Origin of the sequence: Rhizobium sp. L1K21 (genome assembly GCF_024055895.1) — a bacterium.
GTDB lineage: Bacteria > Pseudomonadota > Alphaproteobacteria > Rhizobiales > Rhizobiaceae > Ensifer_A.
Map to the genome: position 1 here is coordinate 1,529,665 of NZ_JAMXLE010000001.1, position 17,175 is coordinate 1,546,839.

A 17,175-nucleotide genomic window follows, 5' to 3' on the forward strand; every position below is an offset into this window, starting at 1 on the left:
TACCGGAGTGCTTTACTTCAAAAATGCTCAGTGGTCAGCAGGAAATGACTGTGCCATTCTCTCAGTTGAAGTGCTTACCAATGCGGAACTGAATGGTTTCCATACCAGGGTTGATCTTTCTGATCCGCGCATTTGAACGGTGATCATAGGAAATGGAGAAGCGGTAGCCGCTTTCGGTTTTGTAACCCACTTCGATGCCGGAGCGGAATTCCAGAGGATAGCCCAGGTCGAATTCATTGTTCCTGATGTAAACGCCTGGCGCAAATGAGGCACCGACGAAAAGGTTTCCAGTGTTCACGGGCATTTCGCCTTCAATATACACACCAGCGCCGAACCAAACGCCGCCCTGATCTGTCACCGAAAAATCCACCAGCGGGTGGAAATGAAAGTATTCGGCGTCGAAATAGTGGGTGATGCGAGCTTCGCTGCCGAGAACCTTGTCGGCGTGCAACAGAACGCCTGCGGAAAACACTGTCCAGCCTGAAAACGGGCTTTTCGGCTGATAATCCTGCGCAGCGGCAAGGCTGGGCATTGCAGTGATCAAAAGCGCGGCGAGAAGTTTCTTTGAAAGCATGCAACTATCCCAGATTTCTGTATTGTCCACCCTACGACCGTTATGTCGCAATCCAGAAGCCTATCCGACTCCAATAACATCGACAATTGAATAGGGTAATTACAACAGTGTTGCCAGCCAGAATTTTCGGAAATGCCGATTTGTGAAATACGGCGGCAAAATGGCAACACATCATGCAGTATGCTGCGGACTAAGCGACTGAATAGTATTGAATTTGAAACGGTTTGAGCAACAGGGCTCTTGATTCCCACTAAGCGCCAGTGCATTCTCCGCCCATGCAACCGTGTGTTCGGGAGGAACGACGGAATGAGAGGCAGAGGGGATACTTAGGTAGCGAACATTGCCTGAAGTGCATAGGGAGTTGGGCTTTCTGAACCGAAGGCCCGCACTTACAACAACAATCTAGATCAAACTAAGGGTGAACTTATGAAACGGATGCTTACAGTCCTTGCGGCAACGACAATGCTTGCTATGCCGGCCAAGGCCGAAGACATCAAGCTGGGCGTTTTGCTGGGCTTTACCGGTCCGCTTGAATCGCTGGCTCCCGATATTGCAGCCGGCGCCGAACTTGCCATCAAGGAAGTTTCTGACAGCGGAGCGCTTCTTGACGGTTCTACCGTGACAGCTGTGCGTGGCGATTCCACATGCGTTGACGCAGGTGCAGCAACTGCCAGCGCCGAGCGCCTTGTGTCTTCAGACAAGGTCAATGCCATTGTTGGCGCGATGTGCTCTGGTGCAACGACTGCTGTTCTGCAAAACGTGGCTTTGGCCAATGGCGTAGTGATGATTTCGCCTTCTGCAACGTCGCCGGCGCTGTCCACGATCGAAGATAACGGCCTGTTCTTCCGCACGGCCCCGTCTGACGCACGTCAGGGTGAAGTTCTGGCCGACATACTGTCGGACAAGGGCGTCAAGGAAGCTGCTCTGACCTATACGAACAACGATTACGGCAAGGGCCTTGCAGATTCGATCAAGTCTGCATTTGAAGCCAAGGGCGGCAAGATTACGATCTCTGCTGCGCACGAAGATGGTAAAGGTGACTACGGTGCAGAAGTAGCCTCGCTTGCTTCCGCCGGTGGTGAAGTGCTTATCGTTGTTGGCTACCTCGACCAGGGCGGCAAGGGCATCATTCAGGGCGCACTTGACGCCGGTGCATTCGATACTTTCGTCCTGCCTGACGGCATGATCGGCGACAGCCTTGCTGAGGCCATCGGCCCCGACCTCGACGGCTCCTACGGCGAACGTCCGGGTACTGACAGCAATGGTGCGGACCTCTTTGCCAAGGAAATCGAGGCAGCCGGCGGCAAGGTCGGTCCTTACGGCGCAGAAGCATACGATGCTGCTGCCTTGATCATGCTTGCCATGCAGGCGGCCGGCTCTTCCGAAAGCGCCAAGCTGAAGGAAAAGGTGACCGATGTAGCAAATGCACCGGGTGAGAAAATCCTGCCGGGCGAATTGGCCAAGGGTCTGAAGCTCATTGCAGAAGGCAAAGACATCGATTATGTCGGCGCTTCCGATGTTGAAATGATCGGCCCCGGCGAAAGTGCTGGCAAGTTCCGTGAAATCAAGATCGAAGGCGGCAAGATCGTTACGGTCGGATACCGCTGATCACGCGCGTTTTGGGTTGGAAACCGCCCGGAGAGCATCCGGGCGGTTTCGTTATAGGACGTCACACATATGATCGTCGTTGAGAATATCGAAAAGCACTTTGGCGGCCTCCGAGCCGTCAACAATGTGTCTATTTCTATCGAAGCCGGTTCCATCACCGGGCTGATCGGTCCGAATGGCGCCGGAAAATCCACCCTTTTCAATGTGATTGCCGGGCTTCACAAGCCGACAAGCGGCAAGGTCTATCTGGATGGCGTCGATATCACGGGGCTGGAGCCGCACGAACTCTTTGCCAAGGGTCTTCTCAGAACCTTTCAGGTGGCGCATGAGTTTTCGACGCTGACGGTGCGGGAAAACCTGATGGTTGTGCCGCCTGATCGACCCGGCGAGAAGCTGATGAATGTCTGGTTTCGGCCAGGCGCTGTTAAACAGGCGGATGCAAAGCTTCGCGACAAGGCCGACGAGGTCTTGGAATTTCTGAAGCTGACACATGTGGCTGACGAGCTGGCCGGCAACCTTTCGGGCGGTCAAAAGAAGCTTCTCGAACTTGGCCGCACCATGATGGTCGATCCCAAGATCGTGTTTCTGGATGAAGTCGGAGCAGGGGTGAACCGCACGCTTCTTTATGAAATCGGTGATGCCATTTTGCGCCTCAACAAGGAGCGCGGCTACACGTTCTGCATGATTGAGCATGACATGGAGTTCATCTCCAGGCTGTGCAATCCGGTGATTGTGATGGCCGAAGGCGCGGTGCTTGCCAGCGGTACGCCTGAGGAAATCAAATCTAATAATGACGTGATCGAGGCCTATCTGGGGACTGGCCTTAAGAACAAGAAAAAAGAGAACGCATGAGTTTTTTGGTCGGGGAAAACATGACCGGCGGATATGGGAATGCTGATATTCTGCATGACTGTACCATCGGCGTGGAAAAAGGCGAAATCGCCGTTATCGTCGGTCCGAACGGGGCCGGAAAGTCGACAGCCATGAAGGCGGTCTTCGGTATGCTGAACCTGCGCAAGGGCAGGGTTCTTCTGGATGGTGAAGATGTGACAGCGCTTGCACCGCAGGCGCGCGTGGCAAAAGGCATGAGCTTTGTGCCGCAGGTGCGCAACATCTTTACGTCCATGACTGTTCAGGAAAACCTCGAGATGGGTGGTTTTATCCGTGAGGATGAACTGTCCGGAACGATTGAACAGATTTACGACCTGTTCCCTGTGCTGAAGGAAAAACGCCGTCAGCCGGCCGGTGAACTCTCGGGCGGACAGCGCCAACAAGTGGCCGTTGGACGTGCCCTCATGACCAATCCCAAGGTTTTGATGCTGGATGAGCCGACCGCTGGTGTCTCACCCATCGTGATGGACGAACTTTTTGATCGCATCATTGAAATTGCCCGGACAGGCATTTCCATCCTGATGGTGGAACAGAATGCCAAGCAGGCACTCGAAATCGCCGACAAAGGCTATGTTCTGGTGCAGGGCGAAAACCGCTTCACGGACACCGGTCCCGCGCTGATTGCGGATGACGAAGTCCGCAAGACATTTCTGGGGGGCTGATCATGGAAAATCTCCTCAATGCCTTCATCCTTCTGGTCAACTATATCGTCATTCCGGCAACCGCCTATGGCTGCCAGCTGGCCATTGGTGCCCTTGGTGCGACGCTGATTTTTGCGGTTCTGCGCTTTTCGAATTTTGCCCATGGCGAACTCATGTCGTTCGGCGCGATGATCACCGTTTTGGCCACGTGGGCTCTGCAATCTGCCGGTATCAGCATTGCACCGCTCTCCACGGCTTTGCTGGCCTTGCCGGTCGGGATTATCGGTGCTGTTGCAATGACGCTCCTCACGGATCGCTGGGTTTATCGTTATTATCGCAGACAACGGTCGCACAACGTCATTTTCATGATCGTGTCCATTGGCGTCATGTTCTTCATGGCCGGTCTGATCCGTTTCATCATCGGGCCGGACGACCAGAACTTTGACGACGGTGTTCGCTTCCTGATCAATGCGCGCGAATTCCGGCAGTGGACCGGGCTGGAAGAGGGGCTGGCAATCCGCTCTTCGCAGGCCATCACATTGGTCATTACCATCATCTGTGTTGCGGCGCTGTTCTGGTTCCTGGAACGGACGCGTACGGGTAAATCGATGCGCGCTTTCGCTGACAATGAAGATCTTGCTTTGCTGTCGGGCATCAATCCGGAGCGTGTCGTGGCGATCGCCTGGATTATTGCGGCAGCACTGGCCACGATTGCAGGCACGCTCTACGGCATGGACAAGAGCTACAAGCCGTTTGTCTTCCAGCAGCTTCTGCTGCCCATATTCGCCTCGGCCATCGTCGGCGGATTTGGCAGCCCGATCGGTGCTGTTGCAGGCGGCTTCATTATCGCCTTTTCCGAGGTGATCGTGACCTACGCCTACAAGAAGTTCTTTACTTATATTCTGCCGGAACAACTTGCGCCCGATGGCCTGCTGCAACTGCTTGCCACCGAATACAAGTTCGCTGTCTCGTTCATCATTCTCGTGCTGGTGCTGCTGATCAAACCGACCGGTATCTTTGGCGGGAGGTCGTCATGAGTTCTACATTGCGCAACACCCTGCTTTTCCTCGTCATGGGGTTATTGCTGCTGGCTGATGCCTATTTCCACAGCTGGAATTCCGCCCTTTACATTCTGAACCTCTGCCTGATTTCGGCAATCATGGCGCTTGGCGTGAACATTCAGTGGGGCTATGCGGGCCTGATCAACTTCGGCGTGATGGGTTTCATCGCGCTTGGGGGAACTGCGGCTGTCTTCATTTCCTCCGATCCCGTTTACGCTGCCTGGGCTGCTGGTGGTGCGGGCATTCTGGTTTCAGGCGTGTTTCTGGTCGCGACAATTGTGGCGGCCGTCTATGTCCGCAAGCTGGTTGACAAGGAGAACAAGGGTCTCAGGATTTTTGCAACGGCAGCGGTGGTTGTGGTCGGCTATTTTGTCACCCGCTATTTTTACGATCCAGCGGTTTTGGCGATTGAGGCCGTCGATTCGTCCGCAACCGGCTTTTTGGGTGGGCTTGGCTTGCCGATCCTGTTTTCCTGGATTGGGGGGGCACTTTTTGCCGCCGGGGCCGCATGGTTGATCGGCAAGGTGGCGCTTGGTCTGCGTGAAGACTATCTGGCGATCGCAACCCTTGGAATCTCCGAGATCCTGGTCACCATCATGCGAAACGAGGACTGGCTGACCCGCGGCGTGAAAAACGTCGTTGGCCTTCCGCGCCCGGTTCCCTATGAAGTCGATCTGCGTGACGCGGCCTGGTTCATCAATCTGTCAGAGCGTTTTTCAGTCTCGCCGAGCGACTTTGCCTCCATTTTCGTGAAGCTCTGCTATAGCGGCCTATTCGTGGTCGTCTTGCTTCTCGTGCTGTTGCTGGCGGAACTGGCGCTCAAGTCGCCCTGGGGACGAACCATGCGGGCGGTGCGCGACAATGAAACGGCCGCGGAAGCCATGGGCAAAGATGTCAAGCGCATTCACTTAAAGGTCTTTATCCTGGGGTCGGCGGTGATCGGCCTTGCCGGTGCGATGCTGACGACCATGGACGGTCAGTTCACGCCTGGTGCATATCAGCCGTTGCGTTTCACCTTCCTGATCTGGGTTATGGTCATTGCCGGCGGCTCCGGCAACAATTGGGGGGCTGTTCTCGGTGGCTTCCTGATTCTCTTCTTCTGGATGGAAGCGGAACCGATCGGCGTCGCACTGCTTGATCAGCTCACCTCCGGATTAAGCGATGACAGCCCCATTCGTCAGCACCTGACGGATAATGCTCAGCAGATGCGCCTTGTTATGATGGGGCTTCTGCTCTTGATTGTCATGCGTTTCCGGCCTTCCGGGCTCATACCGGAGAAGGGGGCAGAGCGTCGCTAAGAACCTTTGCCGGCAACGAAAATCGGGCAGGCATTTTTTTATTTTTCCGGCTTGACCGGAAGACCTTGCCTGCCTATGTTCCGCCCACTTTCAAAGGGGCGGCCACAAGGCTTTTCAACCCCAAAGGGAGCGCGTAGCTCAGCTGGTAGAGCAACTGACTTTTAATCAGTAGGTCCAGGGTTCGAACCCCTGCGCGCTCACCACCTTTCCGGAAATTGACTGTTCTGCCTACTGCGGCCTTTTGTTGCGTTCGCAAAAAGGTGATTGGCGTGTAACCGGTATGCACGTTAGAGCATCGGAATTGAAAGGGAGACTTTCGGCTTGAGCATTGCTGACATATCCATCCTGAGCGCTTTGATTGCGGGGGCGTTGTCGTTTCTATCGCCCTGCGTGCTGCCGCTCGTACCGCCTTACCTTTGTTATATGGCGGGCGTGTCGGTGGATGATTTTCGGAATGGGGGCGTGGTTGCACGTCCGAGTGCCTCCACCAATGCGGTCATTCTGTCATCGTTTTTCTTCACGCTTGGGTTTGCAACGGTTTTCATCGCGCTTGGTGTCGGCGCCTCTGCTATCGGCTTGTTTTTGCGTCAATACATTGACGTTCTTGCGAAGATCGGCGGCGTCATCATCATCATCATGGGGCTCAACTTTCTGGGGCTTTTCCGGATCGGGTTTCTGGCGCGCGAGGCACGTCTGCAATCGAATGCAAAACCTGCGACAATTTCGGGTGCTTATGTCATGGGACTTGCCTTTGCGTTTGGCTGGACGCCCTGCATAGGCCCGGTTCTGGGCGCTATTCTTGGCCTTGCCGCCAGCAGCGGAACAGCAGGCGAGGGCGCCATTCTTCTGTCCGTTTATTCGCTTGGCCTTGCCATCCCCTTCTGGATTGCCGCTCTGTTTTCCGGCTCTTTCATGAGATTTCTCTCCCGTTTCCGACGCCATCTCGGTACCGTTGAGAAGCTGATTGGCGGTCTTTTGGTGCTGACAGGTCTCGCTTTTATCACCGGATTCGTTGCAGACGTCTCTTTCTGGTTCCAGGAGACCTTTCCTTTTCTCTCCCAAATCGGTTAAGCCAAACTGACGCTGCGCGCGATTGCGGCGATGCTTGGGGAGAAAACAATGTCGGATATTGCTGGGTTGGTCTTGCCGTTCTTCGGGTTGATCCTGCTCGGGTATATCACGGCGAAGATAAAGAAGGAGCCAGCTGAGGCGCTTGGTTGGCTTAACATCTTCATCATCTATATCTCGCTGCCCGCGCTCTTCTTCAAACTGATTGCCAAGACGCCGGTCGAGCAGCTCACCCGCTTTGACTTCATTGTGACCGATCTTGCGGCGACCTACACGGTTTTCGCGCTCATCTTTGCTGCAGGCCTTTTTCTCAGACGCGCAACAATTGCTGAATCCACGGTGCAAGGCCTTGGCGCGGCCTATGGCAACATCGGTTATATGGGGCCTGGTCTGGCGCTCCTGGCATTCGGCGAGAAGGCTGCAGTGCCGGTTGCGCTGGTGTTCTGCTTTGAAAACATGCTGCATTTCATAACCGCGCCGGCGCTCATGGCCTTTGGTGGGGACGAAAAGCGATCGCCTTTGATTCTGATGCGCGATGTCCTTTTGAAGATCGTTCTGCATCCGTTCATTCTGGCAACGGCGGCCGGTTTTGTCGGTGCAGCCTTTCACGTTGATCCGCCGGTTCCGGTCCAGCGTCTGATCGATTATCTGGCGCAAGCCGCAGCGCCTTGCGCCTTGTTCGCCATGGGCGTGACATTGGCCTTGCGACCCTTGAAACGGGTGCCGGTGGAAATCGGCTACATCGTCCCTGCCAAGCTCATCCTGCTGCCCATCATCATGTACTTGTATCTCAGCCTTGCCGGCAACTTTGATCCGATCTGGGTTCAGACCGCTGTCTTGATGGCGGCCTTGCCGACGGCGACGAATGTCTTTGTCATCGGCCAGCAGTACAACGTCTGGCAGGAGAGGGCGTCGGCGACGATCCTCATCACAACCATCATTTCGGTTGGAAGTGTTTCGGTGCTGCTCTACCTGATGAAATCAGGCGCGCTTGCGCCCGACCTGTTCCCGTAACGCGCGGAAGGCTTCGCCCGGAGCCACACCTTCACGCATCACCATATTGCGGAGTGGAGAGAGGGTGCCGAGTATATGAAGCCCTGCTGCGCGCAAAAACTGAACCGGCAGGAATCCAGACAGCAACGAACGGTTCAAGAGATCAACGCTTGCCGTGCGGCTCATGATATCAGCGCGGCGGCGGCGGTCGAATGCGTCGCCAATCGGCTGTGGCGCAACGCCCTCGCGCTTGGCACCCAATAGATCACGAATCGCAATAATATCGCGCAGGCTGAGGTTAAGGCCTTGGGCGCCAATCGGCGGGAAGACATGCGATGCCTCGCCGATCAGTGCCAGTGGCCCTTTGCCAAACCGCTTTGCGGTCAAGCCCGAAAGCGGCCATCCCTGGATCTTCCCTTCGATCGTGACCTTGCCGAGCATTGATTGCATACGCTCTTCAATCCGGCGGGCTGCCGCTCTGGGATCAAGTTGCAGAAAGATGACCGCATCCTGCGGGTTCTGTACCCAGACGAGGCTCGACAACTTGCCTGGTAGCGGAACCTGTGTGAACGGTCCGGACGGCGTGTGAAACTCCGTAGATGTGTTTGCGTGGTTCAATTCATGGCTGAAATTGAGGACGATTGCGGTTTGCGGGTAGGCCCAGCGTTTCACATCGATGCCGGCTGCCTTGCGCAGAGGCGATTCGCGTCCGTCTGCACCGACCACGAAATCAGCGGAAATCACATCACCGCTCTCCAGCGTCAGCGTGGCTGGGGCCTCTTGTACCGTGGCTGAAACAACCTTGCTTTTTAACTGGATGATCTTTTCTTCAGCATCGATTGCCTGTTGCAGTATCTCCAAAACAGGGGCATTGGGAAAATTGTACCCGAAAGCCTCAAGGCCGATATCCGACGCACGGAAGGGTACGGTGGGCGCACGAAACAGGCGGTCAGTGCCGTCGACAATCTGCATGGTCGAAAGGGCGGCGGCATGCTTTAGCGTGTTCTGCCAGAGGCCGATATCTTGCAGAAAGTCGATCGAGCGTTCCATCAGGGCCGTCGTTCTGCCATCCTGACGCTCGTTTTCCGGCGCGACGAGCGCAATTTCATATCCCTGTTTCGAGAGGGCCAAGGCTGCAATTCTGCCTGCCAATCCGCCGCCCACCACCGCGATCTCGTAATGTGACATTCTCAATTCCATTCTTTGGTCTTGCTCACTTTATACGCTAAGTTTAAGCGAATCCATGAGTTGAAATGGCGCAGTGAAACGTATTTCTGGTGGGCGAAACATTTCTCGGCTACAAGCGCTCTCACGGAGCATGTTAGACGCCAGCAGCGAAGGCAAATTGGCATATGGCAATTTTCAAATATCGGCGCGTTCCCTATGCCGAAATACGGGCATTCGCAGTTCACATTCTCACAGCGTCTGGTTCTTTTCTGGCATTCCTCGGCGTGGTTGCCGCGGCTGAATTGCGGTTTGTCGATATGTTCTGGTGGCTCGGCCTTGCGCTTGCCGTTGACGGCATTGATGGTCCCATTGCCCGCAAGGTGCGTGTGAAAGAGGTCTTACCCAACTGGTCGGGTGACATGCTGGACAACGTAATCGACTATGTCACGTATGTGCTCCTGCCAGCATTCGCGCTTTATCAGGCGCATTTTATCGGCCAACCATTATCTTTCGTCGCAGCCGGCCTGATCGTCGTTTCCAGTGCTATCTACTATGCAGACAAAGGCACCAAAACAGCGGAAAATTTCTTCTCCGGCTTCCCCATTGCGTGGAATATGGTGGTCTTTACGTTTTTTGTCGTCAAACCGCCGGAGATGGTGGCGTTTGGCTTTATCGTTCTCGCCGTCATCCTGACCTTCCTGCCGATCGATTTTGTTCATCCGGTCAGAGTGAAGCGCCTTCGCACCTTGAATCTTTCCGTCTTTGCGGTCTGGTCGGTTTTCAGCGTGATTTCGTTGCTGCAGCACTTCCAATCGCCGGCATGGATCGTCTGGGGCGTTTCGATCACGGGGCTTTACCTTTTTGTCATCGGCGCAATTTTGCAGATGTTTCCCAATCTCGGGCGCGAAAAATCCTAAAGCGTGGTGGAGCAGCGAAAGGCTATTCTCCTATTTCCAGAAGCCTTCATGCACTTTGGCCGCTTCTTCCACCAGGGTCGGCCCGATGACCTCCACCTTGCGCTGCCCTGCCTCGAAGACGACTTCGCAGGGCAGGTCCAGTGTTGGATTTTCCGGGTGATTGCCGGTGATCTCTTTCAACTGCTTTTCGCTCATGCCGTAAACGCAGCGTTTGAGACCGGTCCAATAGATTGCACCTGCGCACATGGCACATGGTTCTGCCGAGGTGTAGATCGTGCATTCCTTCAGAAAATCATGTGGATAGGTGGTTGAAGCCCGCGTCATCAACACGCGTTCCGCATGGCCCGTCATGTCATGGTCCGGCATGTAGGCGTTATGCTGAACCATCAGCACTTCACCGTCCGGCCCGACAAGGATCGACGCGAAGGGGTGATTTCCTGCATCACGCGCATTTTGGGATTCAGCAATTGCGCGGCGCATCAGCGCTTCATGGTCCAGGTCTTCACAAATCACACTTTTATTCCTCTTCTCGATGAGATGCTGTTGATCATATCTTAGTCATGCACGCGTCCTTAATGCAACGCATTTAGGCGTGATGCCTTTTTGTGCAGGATTATGAAAATTCCCTCTTCCTGTCCTAGAATTTTTATCATACGGTCTAGAAAAATTCAGAGGGGCATAATGACGTCAAGTCAAGTACCGCGCTTGGAGTTGAGGGGAATTACCAAGCGGTTTCCGGGTGTGTTGGCCAACGATCATGTCGGATTTTCCGTCATGCCGGGCGAGATACATGCATTGCTGGGCGAAAATGGCGCTGGCAAATCCACGCTGGTCAAGATGATCTACGGCATTCAACAGCCGGACGAGGGGGAGATCCTCTGGAACGGCAATGTCGTCACTGTTGCCAGTCCCAAGGCGGCACGCAAACTTGGCGTCGGCATGGTATTCCAGCATTTTTCGCTGTTCGAGGCGATGACCGTCTTGGAAAACATTGCTCTTGGCATGGACACGAGCGTAGCTGCGCGCGAACTCGAGGCGCGTATTCTCGATGTCATGAAGCAATACGGTCTCAAGCTGGAGCCTCATCGCACGGTTTCGACACTCTCGGTGGGCGAACGCCAGCGTATCGAAATCGTGCGAGCTTTGCTGCTTGATCCAGACCTTTTGATCATGGACGAACCGACGTCGGTTTTGACGCCTCAGGAAGTCGAACAGCTCTTCGTGGTGCTGCGGCAGTTGGCTTCCGAAGGACGCTCGATCCTCTACATTTCGCATAAGCTGCATGAGATCAAGGTTCTCTGCGATACCGCCACAATCCTGCGTGGAGGCAAGCTGGTCGACACCTGCAACCCAAGGGAAGAGACCTCCCGGTCCATGGCCGAGAAGATGATTGGCGGCAATCTGAAGGATATTCAGAAGACCGACGGGCGCGCATTCGGCAAGGATATGATGATCGTCAACAAATTGAATATGGCTTCGACCGAAGCTTTTGGAACCTCGCTGAGCGACATCACCTTTACCGTCAAGGCCGGTGAGATTTTCGGGATCGCCGGTGTTGCCGGCAATGGGCAGAATGAACTGCTGCTGGCACTCTCAGGCGAACAGTTGTCTGAGCATTCGGAAGCCATCACCATTGACGGGAACAATGTCGGACGGATGAAGGCCAAGCAGCGCCGCCTGACCGGTATGGCAAGCGTGCCGGAAGAGCGCAACGGGCATGCGGCTGTCCCGGAATTCACCCTTTCGGACAATACGGTGCTGACCGCCCGGGACCGCATGGGCATGGTGAATTTGGGGATGATCAACAGCGGCGCGGCGAAGACCTATGCCGGGGAGGTTATTTCCGCCTTTGCCGTGAAGGCCCTCGGTCCGGGCTCGACCGCAGGGTCGCTGTCGGGCGGCAATCTCCAGAAATACATCATGGGTCGGGAAATTCTTCAAAAGCCGACCGTTCTCGTTGTCAGCCAGCCTACCTGGGGCGTGGATGCGGGTGCGGCTGCGGCCATTCATCAGGCTCTGGTTGATCTCGCAGCCTCCGGCTCGGCCATCGTCGTTATCAGTCAGGATCTTGATGAGCTGCTGGCGCTCTGCGACACGCTCGCGGTGATCAATGAAGGCCGGCTATCGGCACCGATGAAGGTTGCAGACGCCGATATCGAAAAGATCGGACTTCTGATGGGCGGCATTCATGGTGAAACAACGACCCGTCCCGAGGCCGTCGTGCAGGAGGCTGCGCATGCGCATTAAGCTCGAAAAGCGGCCCGAGCCAAGCCGGCTCATGATTTTTGTCACGCCTTTGCTATCCGTGCTCCTGACCATGATCATCGGTATCATCGTATTCGATGCGATGGGGATCTCCGGCTTCAAGGCCGTGGTCGATATTTTCCTCACACCGCTCCTGCAAAGCTACAAGTGGCAGGATGTCGCCGTGAAGGCTGCCCCGCTGATCATCATTGCGCTTGGCCTTTCCATCGGCAATCGTGCCGAAGTCTGGAACATCGGTGCTGAAGGGCAATATATTATCGGCGCGCTTTGTGCCGCAGGCGTTGGTATTGCTGCGGGAACAAGCGGAGGTATCCTGGTGATTGTGGCCATGATCCTGGCTGGTATTGCTGGTGGCACCGCATGGGCGTCTGCGCCAGCGCTTTTGAAAACACGTTTCAACGTTAACGAAATCCTCTCCAGCCTGATGCTCACATATGTCGCGCTGCAGGTGCTCGGTTATCTGGTCGGTGGTCCATGGAAAGACCCCAATGGGCGCAATTTTCCGGCCACAGCGCCGCTGCAGCCCGATCAGGCCTTGCCCATTCTGTTTCCGGGGACGACGGTTCATCTCGGCGTTCTGATCGCGCTCATCCTGCCATTCGTCTTCTGGCTGATCATGGCGCGTTCGGTGTTCGGCTATCAGATCCGGGTGGTCGGCAGCGCGCCAAATGCCGCGCGCCACGGGGGATTTGACGCCAAGCAGACGATTTGGCTCTCGCTTCTGATCAGCGGCGGCATGGCTGGGCTTGCCGGTGCGCTGGAATTCGCCGGCGCGCTGAAGACGATCAATCTTGGTTTCCCGTCCGGTTATGGCTTTACGGCTATCATCGTTGCGTTTCTCGGGCGGCTGCATCCGATTGGATGCCTGATTGCGGGGATTGTGCTTGCCGTAACCTATGTTGGCGGGCAGGTGGCTCAGACAACGGTTCACATCCCCAATTCGACGGCGGGTATTTTCCAGGCGATGATGCTCTTCTTCATCCTCGCAAGTGATATTTTTGTTCGTTATCGCGTGCGTTTCGTCAGCAGTGCGAAACCGTCCGCGGCACCGGTGGCGGGAGAATAGTTCATGTCGATCGACTTTATCATTGCCGCAATCATTACCGTCGTCGGTCTGACCACGCCCATCCTGCTTGCAGGCCTCGGAGAACTTGTCGTCGAAAAGGCGGGCGTTTTGAACCTCGGTGTGGAAGGCATGATGTTGATGGGCGCCATCAGCGGTTTTGGCGTTACAGTGATGACTTTCAATCCCTGGCTTGGCGTTCTGGGCGCTGCTGTCGGGGGGTCGGCCTCGTCGATGATCTTTGCATTTCTGGTGCTGCAACTGAATTCAAACCAGGTGGCGACCGGGTTGGCGTTGACCATTTTCGGGACTGGTCTTTCCTCCCTCATTGGTCTGTCGTTCGTCGGGCGCATTGTGGCACCGTTCAACACCTTTTTTCCGGCCTCCTTGGCACGCGACCCGATCCTGAAAGTGTTCTTCGGTTATTCGCCGCTTGTCTATTTCGCCTTGATCATGGTGCCTTTGGTGGCGTGGTTCCTGAAGTCAACGCGCGGCGGGTTGATCTTGCGTGCGGTGGGCGAAAACGATCATTCTGCCCACTCTCTCGGTTATTCGGTCATCGGCGTGCGCTATGCGGCCATTGCTTTTGGCGGCGCGATGGCCGGGATCGGCGGGGCTTATTTTTCAATGGTGATCACGCCTATGTGGGCGGAACGCATGACCGCCGGACGCGGCTGGATTGCGCTGGCGCTCGTCGTGTTCGCAAGCTGGCGAACCGGTCGGCTTCTCGTTGGCGCCTATTTCTTCGGCATACTGATGGCGCTGGAGCTCTACGCCAAGGCTGCCGGCTTCTCGTTCATGCCATCTCAGTTCTGGGCGGCAATGCCTTATCTGATGACCGTGATCGTTCTTGCCTTGATTTCGGCACGCAAGGGAGCGGCGACGAATGCGCCAGCCTGCCTTGGAAAGCCGTTTACTGCCTAACATTCGAATCTCAAGCTAGGAGAACCTGGAAATGACAAAGATTACCCGTCGTAAACTGATGCAGACAGCCGGCGTAGCGGCTGCTGCGCTTCCGCTGCTCGGTCGCACTGCCTTTGCTGAAGACAAGGTCAAGGTCGGCTTTATCTTCCTGGGCCCGATTGGTGACTACGGCTGGACCTGGGCGCATAACAAGGGCCGTCTGGCGCTGGAGTCGGCTCTCGGCGATAAGGTGGAAACGGTTTATGTTGAAAACGTGCCGGAAGATGCGTCCGCAACGCCGATCATCCGCGATCTCGCGAACCAGGGCTGCAAGCTGATCTTCACGACTTCATACGGTTACATGGATCAGACGATCGAAGTGGCCAAGGAATTCCCTGACGTCATGTTCGAACATTGCACGGGCTTCAAGCGCGCCGACAACGTTGCGACATACAACTCGAAATTCCATGAGGGCCGCGCCGTACTCGGCACCATCGCCGGCAAGATGAGCAAGACCGGAACGCTCGGTTATCTTGGCTCATTCAAGGTACCGGAAGTTGTTCTGGGTGTGAACTCGTTCGCTCTCGCTGCTCAGAAGCAGAACCCGGACGCCAAGGTGAAGCTGGTGATGATCGACAGCTGGTTCGATCCGCCGAAGGAAGCTGCGGCCACGGAAACGCTGGTCAACCTTGGCTGTGATGTCGTCACCACTCACACAGACAGCCCCGGTCCTCTGCAGATTCTGGAACAGAGGGGCCTCTATGGCTTCGGCCAGGGTGCGGATATGTCCGCCTTTGCGCCGAATGCGCATCTGACTGCCATCGAAGATATCTGGGGTCCTTATTACATCGAACGTGCGCAAGCCATCGTTGACGGTACATGGAAGTCGGCTGATACTTGGGACGGCATGAAAGAAGGCACCGTCGTCATCTCGCCTTACAACCCTGTTGTTCCTGAAGACGTCCAGAAAATGGCGGACGAAATTCAGGCCGGATACAAGGACGGCACTTACGACATTTTCACGGGCCCGATCTACGATCAAGACGGCACGCTCAAGGTCAAGGATGGCGAGGTCATGACGCTGGAGCAACTGGCCACGATCGACTGGTTCGTGAAGGGCGTTGAAAGCGCCGCTTAGTTGAGACCAGCTTCCTTCGAGACGCTTTTTCTGTCCCGCAGCCGTTATTGGCTGCGGGATTTTTCATTCCAGAGGCTTCGCATTGCCAATTCGCTGCCGTTTCTGATAGATCGGCGAAGCTTGAAAATTTTGGAGAAATTCTTCCTCATGGCTCGAACCTGTTTGGCGATCGTGTTGGCGGCTGGCGAAAGCACGCGAATGAAATCCAATAAATCCAAGGTTCTTCATCCGATCGCCGGTCGTCCGATGATTGCACATGTGACAGGCATGCTCACCGATTGTGATGTCGACCATGTGGCGTTGGTGGTGGGGCGTGACGCGGAAAAGGTCTCAGAAGCCGCAAGTCTGGATGGCCTGAAGCTTTCCAGCTACACTCAGGTTGAACGGCTCGGAACTGGCCATGCGGTGCTTGCTGCGCGCGAGGCGATTTCCAGAGGCTTTGACGATGTTCTTGTTCTCTTCGGTGATTCACCGCTGTTGACGGCGGATACGCTTTCTCGGGCGCGTGAGGCGCTTACCCAAGGCGTGGATGTTGCCGTCATTGGATTCATGACCGAGCAGCCGAGCGGCTATGGTCGTTTGCTGATCGAGAATGGTGAACTGCTCGCGATTCGGGAGGAAAAGGACGCAACCGAAGACGAGCGCGCCATTCGTTTCTGCAATGGTGGCATGATGGCTATCAACGGCGCAAAAGCGCTCGAATATCTGGATGCGATTGGCAATGATAATGCCAAGGGTGAATATTACCTGACCGACATTGTTGAAGTTGCGCGTCAGAAAGGCGGGCGTGCGGTTGCTGTAGAAGCGCCGGAAGACGAGCTTGCAGGCTGCAACAATCGCGCTGAACTTGCCTATCTGGAGAAGCTTTGGCAGGAACGTCGAAGGCGCGAGTTGATGTTGTCGGGTGTGACGATGATTGCGCCGGAGACCGTTTTCCTCGCCTGGGACACCGTCATCGGTCAGGACGCCGTCATCGAACCCAACGTTGTATTCGGACCGGGAGTGACCATTGAGCCGAATGCCATCGTGCATGCTTTCAGTCATCTGGAAGGAGCATTGGTTCGGTCGAACGCCTCGGTTGGCCCCTATGCGCGTTTGAGACCGGGGGCCACGCTTGGTGAAGGCGCTAAGGTCGGCAACTTTTGCGAGGTCAAGAAGGCAGATATCGGTGCGGGCGCAAAGGTCAACCATCTGACTTATATCGGCGACGCGGAAATCGGGGCAGGCGCAAATATCGGTGCCGGCACCATTACCTGCAACTACGATGGCGTGAACAAGCATCTCACCAAGATAGGAGCCAACAGCTTTATCGGCTCCAATTCTTCATTGGTCGCTCCCGTTTCCATCGGCGACGGGGCGTATGTGGCATCAGGCAGCGTGATCACCAAGGATGTGGAGGATAATGCGCTTGCACTGGCGCGGGCTCGCCAGGAGGTCAAACCGGGCAGGGCAGCCATCATCCGCAAGCGCATTGCCGCGTTGAAGGAAACCCTGAAGAAGGCTCGCGCGCAAGATTAACCGAAGAAACCGAATGTGACCCGCCGGGAGATTGAACATTCTTTCGAATCCGCTACTTGAATGCTGTGAT

16 protein-coding genes and 1 tRNA gene are annotated in these 17,175 nt (G+C 55.6%); 14 read left to right on the forward strand and 3 right to left on the reverse strand.

Features of this window, described 5'->3' with window-relative positions:
• Nucleotides 1–61: 61 nt before the first annotated feature.
• Nucleotides 62–574 (reverse strand): acyloxyacyl hydrolase, encoded by a 513-nt coding sequence (locus NHF56_RS07315; protein WP_252802951.1) that lies wholly within the window; start codon nt 572–574, stop codon nt 62–64.
• A 426-nt stretch (nt 575–1,000) separates the two neighbouring features.
• On the opposite strand from NHF56_RS07315, the gene NHF56_RS07320 reads away from it, so the two are divergent.
• From NHF56_RS07320 to NHF56_RS07355, 8 genes are all read left to right on the forward strand, one after another.
• Nucleotides 1,001–2,182 carry an ABC transporter substrate-binding protein gene (locus NHF56_RS07320; RefSeq protein ID WP_252802953.1) on the forward strand — a complete coding sequence of 394 codons (1,182 nt, stop codon included), beginning with the start codon at nt 1,001–1,003 and terminating at the stop codon, nt 2,180–2,182.
• A 69-nt stretch (nt 2,183–2,251) separates the two neighbouring features.
• Nucleotides 2,252–3,034 (forward strand): ABC transporter ATP-binding protein, encoded by a 783-nt coding sequence (locus tag NHF56_RS07325; protein WP_252802955.1) that lies wholly within the window; start codon nt 2,252–2,254, stop codon nt 3,032–3,034.
• Nucleotides 3,031–3,735 carry an ABC transporter ATP-binding protein gene (locus tag NHF56_RS07330; protein WP_252802957.1) on the forward strand — a complete coding sequence of 235 codons (705 nt, stop codon included), beginning with the start codon at nt 3,031–3,033 and terminating at the stop codon, nt 3,733–3,735. Before NHF56_RS07325 ends, NHF56_RS07330 begins: the two co-directional genes overlap by 4 nt.
• Before the next feature lie 2 nt (nt 3,736–3,737).
• Nucleotides 3,738–4,751 carry a branched-chain amino acid ABC transporter permease gene (locus NHF56_RS07335; protein ID WP_252802959.1) on the forward strand — a complete coding sequence of 338 codons (1,014 nt, stop codon included), beginning with the start codon at nt 3,738–3,740 and terminating at the stop codon, nt 4,749–4,751.
• Nucleotides 4,748–6,073 (forward strand): branched-chain amino acid ABC transporter permease, encoded by a 1,326-nt coding sequence (locus tag NHF56_RS07340; protein WP_252802961.1) that lies wholly within the window; start codon nt 4,748–4,750, stop codon nt 6,071–6,073. The genes NHF56_RS07335 and NHF56_RS07340 overlap by 4 nt, the downstream gene beginning before the upstream one ends.
• A 127-nt stretch (nt 6,074–6,200) precedes the next feature.
• A tRNA-Lys gene (locus tag NHF56_RS07345) sits at nt 6,201–6,276 on the forward strand.
• Nucleotides 6,277–6,394: 118 nt separating this feature from the next.
• Nucleotides 6,395–7,144: a cytochrome c biogenesis CcdA family protein gene (locus NHF56_RS07350; protein ID WP_252802963.1), complete on the forward strand. Its 750-nt coding sequence runs from the start codon at nt 6,395–6,397 to the stop codon at nt 7,142–7,144.
• 48 nt (nt 7,145–7,192) lie between these two features.
• Nucleotides 7,193–8,155 carry an AEC family transporter gene (locus NHF56_RS07355; RefSeq protein ID WP_252802965.1) on the forward strand — a complete coding sequence of 321 codons (963 nt, stop codon included), beginning with the start codon at nt 7,193–7,195 and terminating at the stop codon, nt 8,153–8,155.
• Here NHF56_RS07355 and NHF56_RS07360 read toward each other — a convergent pair.
• On the reverse strand, nt 8,123–9,322 hold the full coding sequence (locus NHF56_RS07360; RefSeq protein WP_252802967.1) for a UbiH/UbiF family hydroxylase: 1,200 nt from the start codon (nt 9,320–9,322) through the stop codon (nt 8,123–8,125). The genes NHF56_RS07355 and NHF56_RS07360 overlap by 33 nt on opposite strands.
• A gap of 164 nt (nt 9,323–9,486) precedes the next feature.
• On the opposite strand from NHF56_RS07360, the gene pcsA reads away from it, so the two are divergent.
• Nucleotides 9,487–10,218, forward strand: a complete 732-nt coding sequence (pcsA, locus tag NHF56_RS07365) for a phosphatidylcholine synthase (protein ID WP_252802969.1) — start codon at nt 9,487–9,489, stop codon at nt 10,216–10,218.
• A gap of 30 nt (nt 10,219–10,248) precedes the next feature.
• Here pcsA and NHF56_RS07370 read toward each other — a convergent pair whose 3' ends face one another.
• Nucleotides 10,249–10,728: a deaminase gene (locus NHF56_RS07370; protein ID WP_252804898.1), complete on the reverse strand. Its 480-nt coding sequence runs from the start codon at nt 10,726–10,728 to the stop codon at nt 10,249–10,251.
• 171 nt (nt 10,729–10,899) lie between these two features.
• Here NHF56_RS07370 and NHF56_RS07375 point away from each other — a divergent pair, with 171 nt between their 5' ends.
• From NHF56_RS07375 to glmU, 5 genes are all read left to right on the forward strand, one after another.
• Nucleotides 10,900–12,465, forward strand: a complete 1,566-nt coding sequence (locus NHF56_RS07375; RefSeq protein WP_252802971.1) for an ABC transporter ATP-binding protein — start codon at nt 10,900–10,902, stop codon at nt 12,463–12,465.
• On the forward strand, nt 12,455–13,549 hold the full coding sequence (locus NHF56_RS07380; RefSeq protein ID WP_252802973.1) for an ABC transporter permease: 1,095 nt from the start codon (nt 12,455–12,457) through the stop codon (nt 13,547–13,549). Before NHF56_RS07375 ends, NHF56_RS07380 begins: the two co-directional genes overlap by 11 nt.
• A gap of 9 nt (nt 13,550–13,558) precedes the next feature.
• Nucleotides 13,559–14,470, forward strand: coding sequence for an ABC transporter permease (locus NHF56_RS07385; protein WP_252804900.1), 912 nt, complete (start codon nt 13,559–13,561; stop codon nt 14,468–14,470).
• A gap of 31 nt (nt 14,471–14,501) precedes the next feature.
• Complete coding sequence (locus tag NHF56_RS07390) at nt 14,502–15,587, forward strand: BMP family ABC transporter substrate-binding protein (RefSeq protein ID WP_252802975.1); 1,086 nt, start codon at nt 14,502–14,504, stop codon at nt 15,585–15,587.
• A 147-nt stretch (nt 15,588–15,734) separates the two neighbouring features.
• Nucleotides 15,735–17,105: a bifunctional UDP-N-acetylglucosamine diphosphorylase/glucosamine-1-phosphate N-acetyltransferase GlmU gene (glmU, locus tag NHF56_RS07395; protein WP_252802977.1), complete on the forward strand. Its 1,371-nt coding sequence runs from the start codon at nt 15,735–15,737 to the stop codon at nt 17,103–17,105.
• Nucleotides 17,106–17,175: the final 70 nt, after the last annotated feature.

Excerpts from the sequence above, each read along its gene's own strand:
- NHF56_RS07315 (WP_252802951.1), bottom strand. The coding sequence starts at position 574 with ATGCTTTCAAAGAAACTTCTCGCCGCGCTTTTGATCACTGCAATGCCC.
- NHF56_RS07320 (WP_252802953.1), top strand. The coding sequence starts at position 1,001 with ATGAAACGGATGCTTACAGTCCTTGCGGCAACGACAATGCTTGCTATG.
- NHF56_RS07325 (WP_252802955.1), top strand. The coding sequence starts at position 2,252 with ATGATCGTCGTTGAGAATATCGAAAAGCACTTTGGCGGCCTCCGAGCC.
- NHF56_RS07330 (WP_252802957.1), top strand. The coding sequence starts at position 3,031 with ATGAGTTTTTTGGTCGGGGAAAACATGACCGGCGGATATGGGAATGCT.
- NHF56_RS07335 (WP_252802959.1), top strand. The coding sequence starts at position 3,738 with ATGGAAAATCTCCTCAATGCCTTCATCCTTCTGGTCAACTATATCGTC.
- NHF56_RS07340 (WP_252802961.1), top strand. The coding sequence starts at position 4,748 with ATGAGTTCTACATTGCGCAACACCCTGCTTTTCCTCGTCATGGGGTTA.
- NHF56_RS07355 (WP_252802965.1), top strand. The coding sequence starts at position 7,193 with ATGTCGGATATTGCTGGGTTGGTCTTGCCGTTCTTCGGGTTGATCCTG.
- NHF56_RS07360 (WP_252802967.1), bottom strand. The coding sequence starts at position 9,322 with ATGTCACATTACGAGATCGCGGTGGTGGGCGGCGGATTGGCAGGCAGA.
- pcsA (WP_252802969.1), top strand. The coding sequence starts at position 9,487 with ATGGCAATTTTCAAATATCGGCGCGTTCCCTATGCCGAAATACGGGCA.
- NHF56_RS07375 (WP_252802971.1), top strand. The coding sequence starts at position 10,900 with ATGACGTCAAGTCAAGTACCGCGCTTGGAGTTGAGGGGAATTACCAAG.
- NHF56_RS07380 (WP_252802973.1), top strand. The coding sequence starts at position 12,455 with ATGCGCATTAAGCTCGAAAAGCGGCCCGAGCCAAGCCGGCTCATGATT.
- NHF56_RS07390 (WP_252802975.1), top strand. The coding sequence starts at position 14,502 with ATGACAAAGATTACCCGTCGTAAACTGATGCAGACAGCCGGCGTAGCG.
- glmU (WP_252802977.1), top strand. The coding sequence starts at position 15,735 with ATGGCTCGAACCTGTTTGGCGATCGTGTTGGCGGCTGGCGAAAGCACG.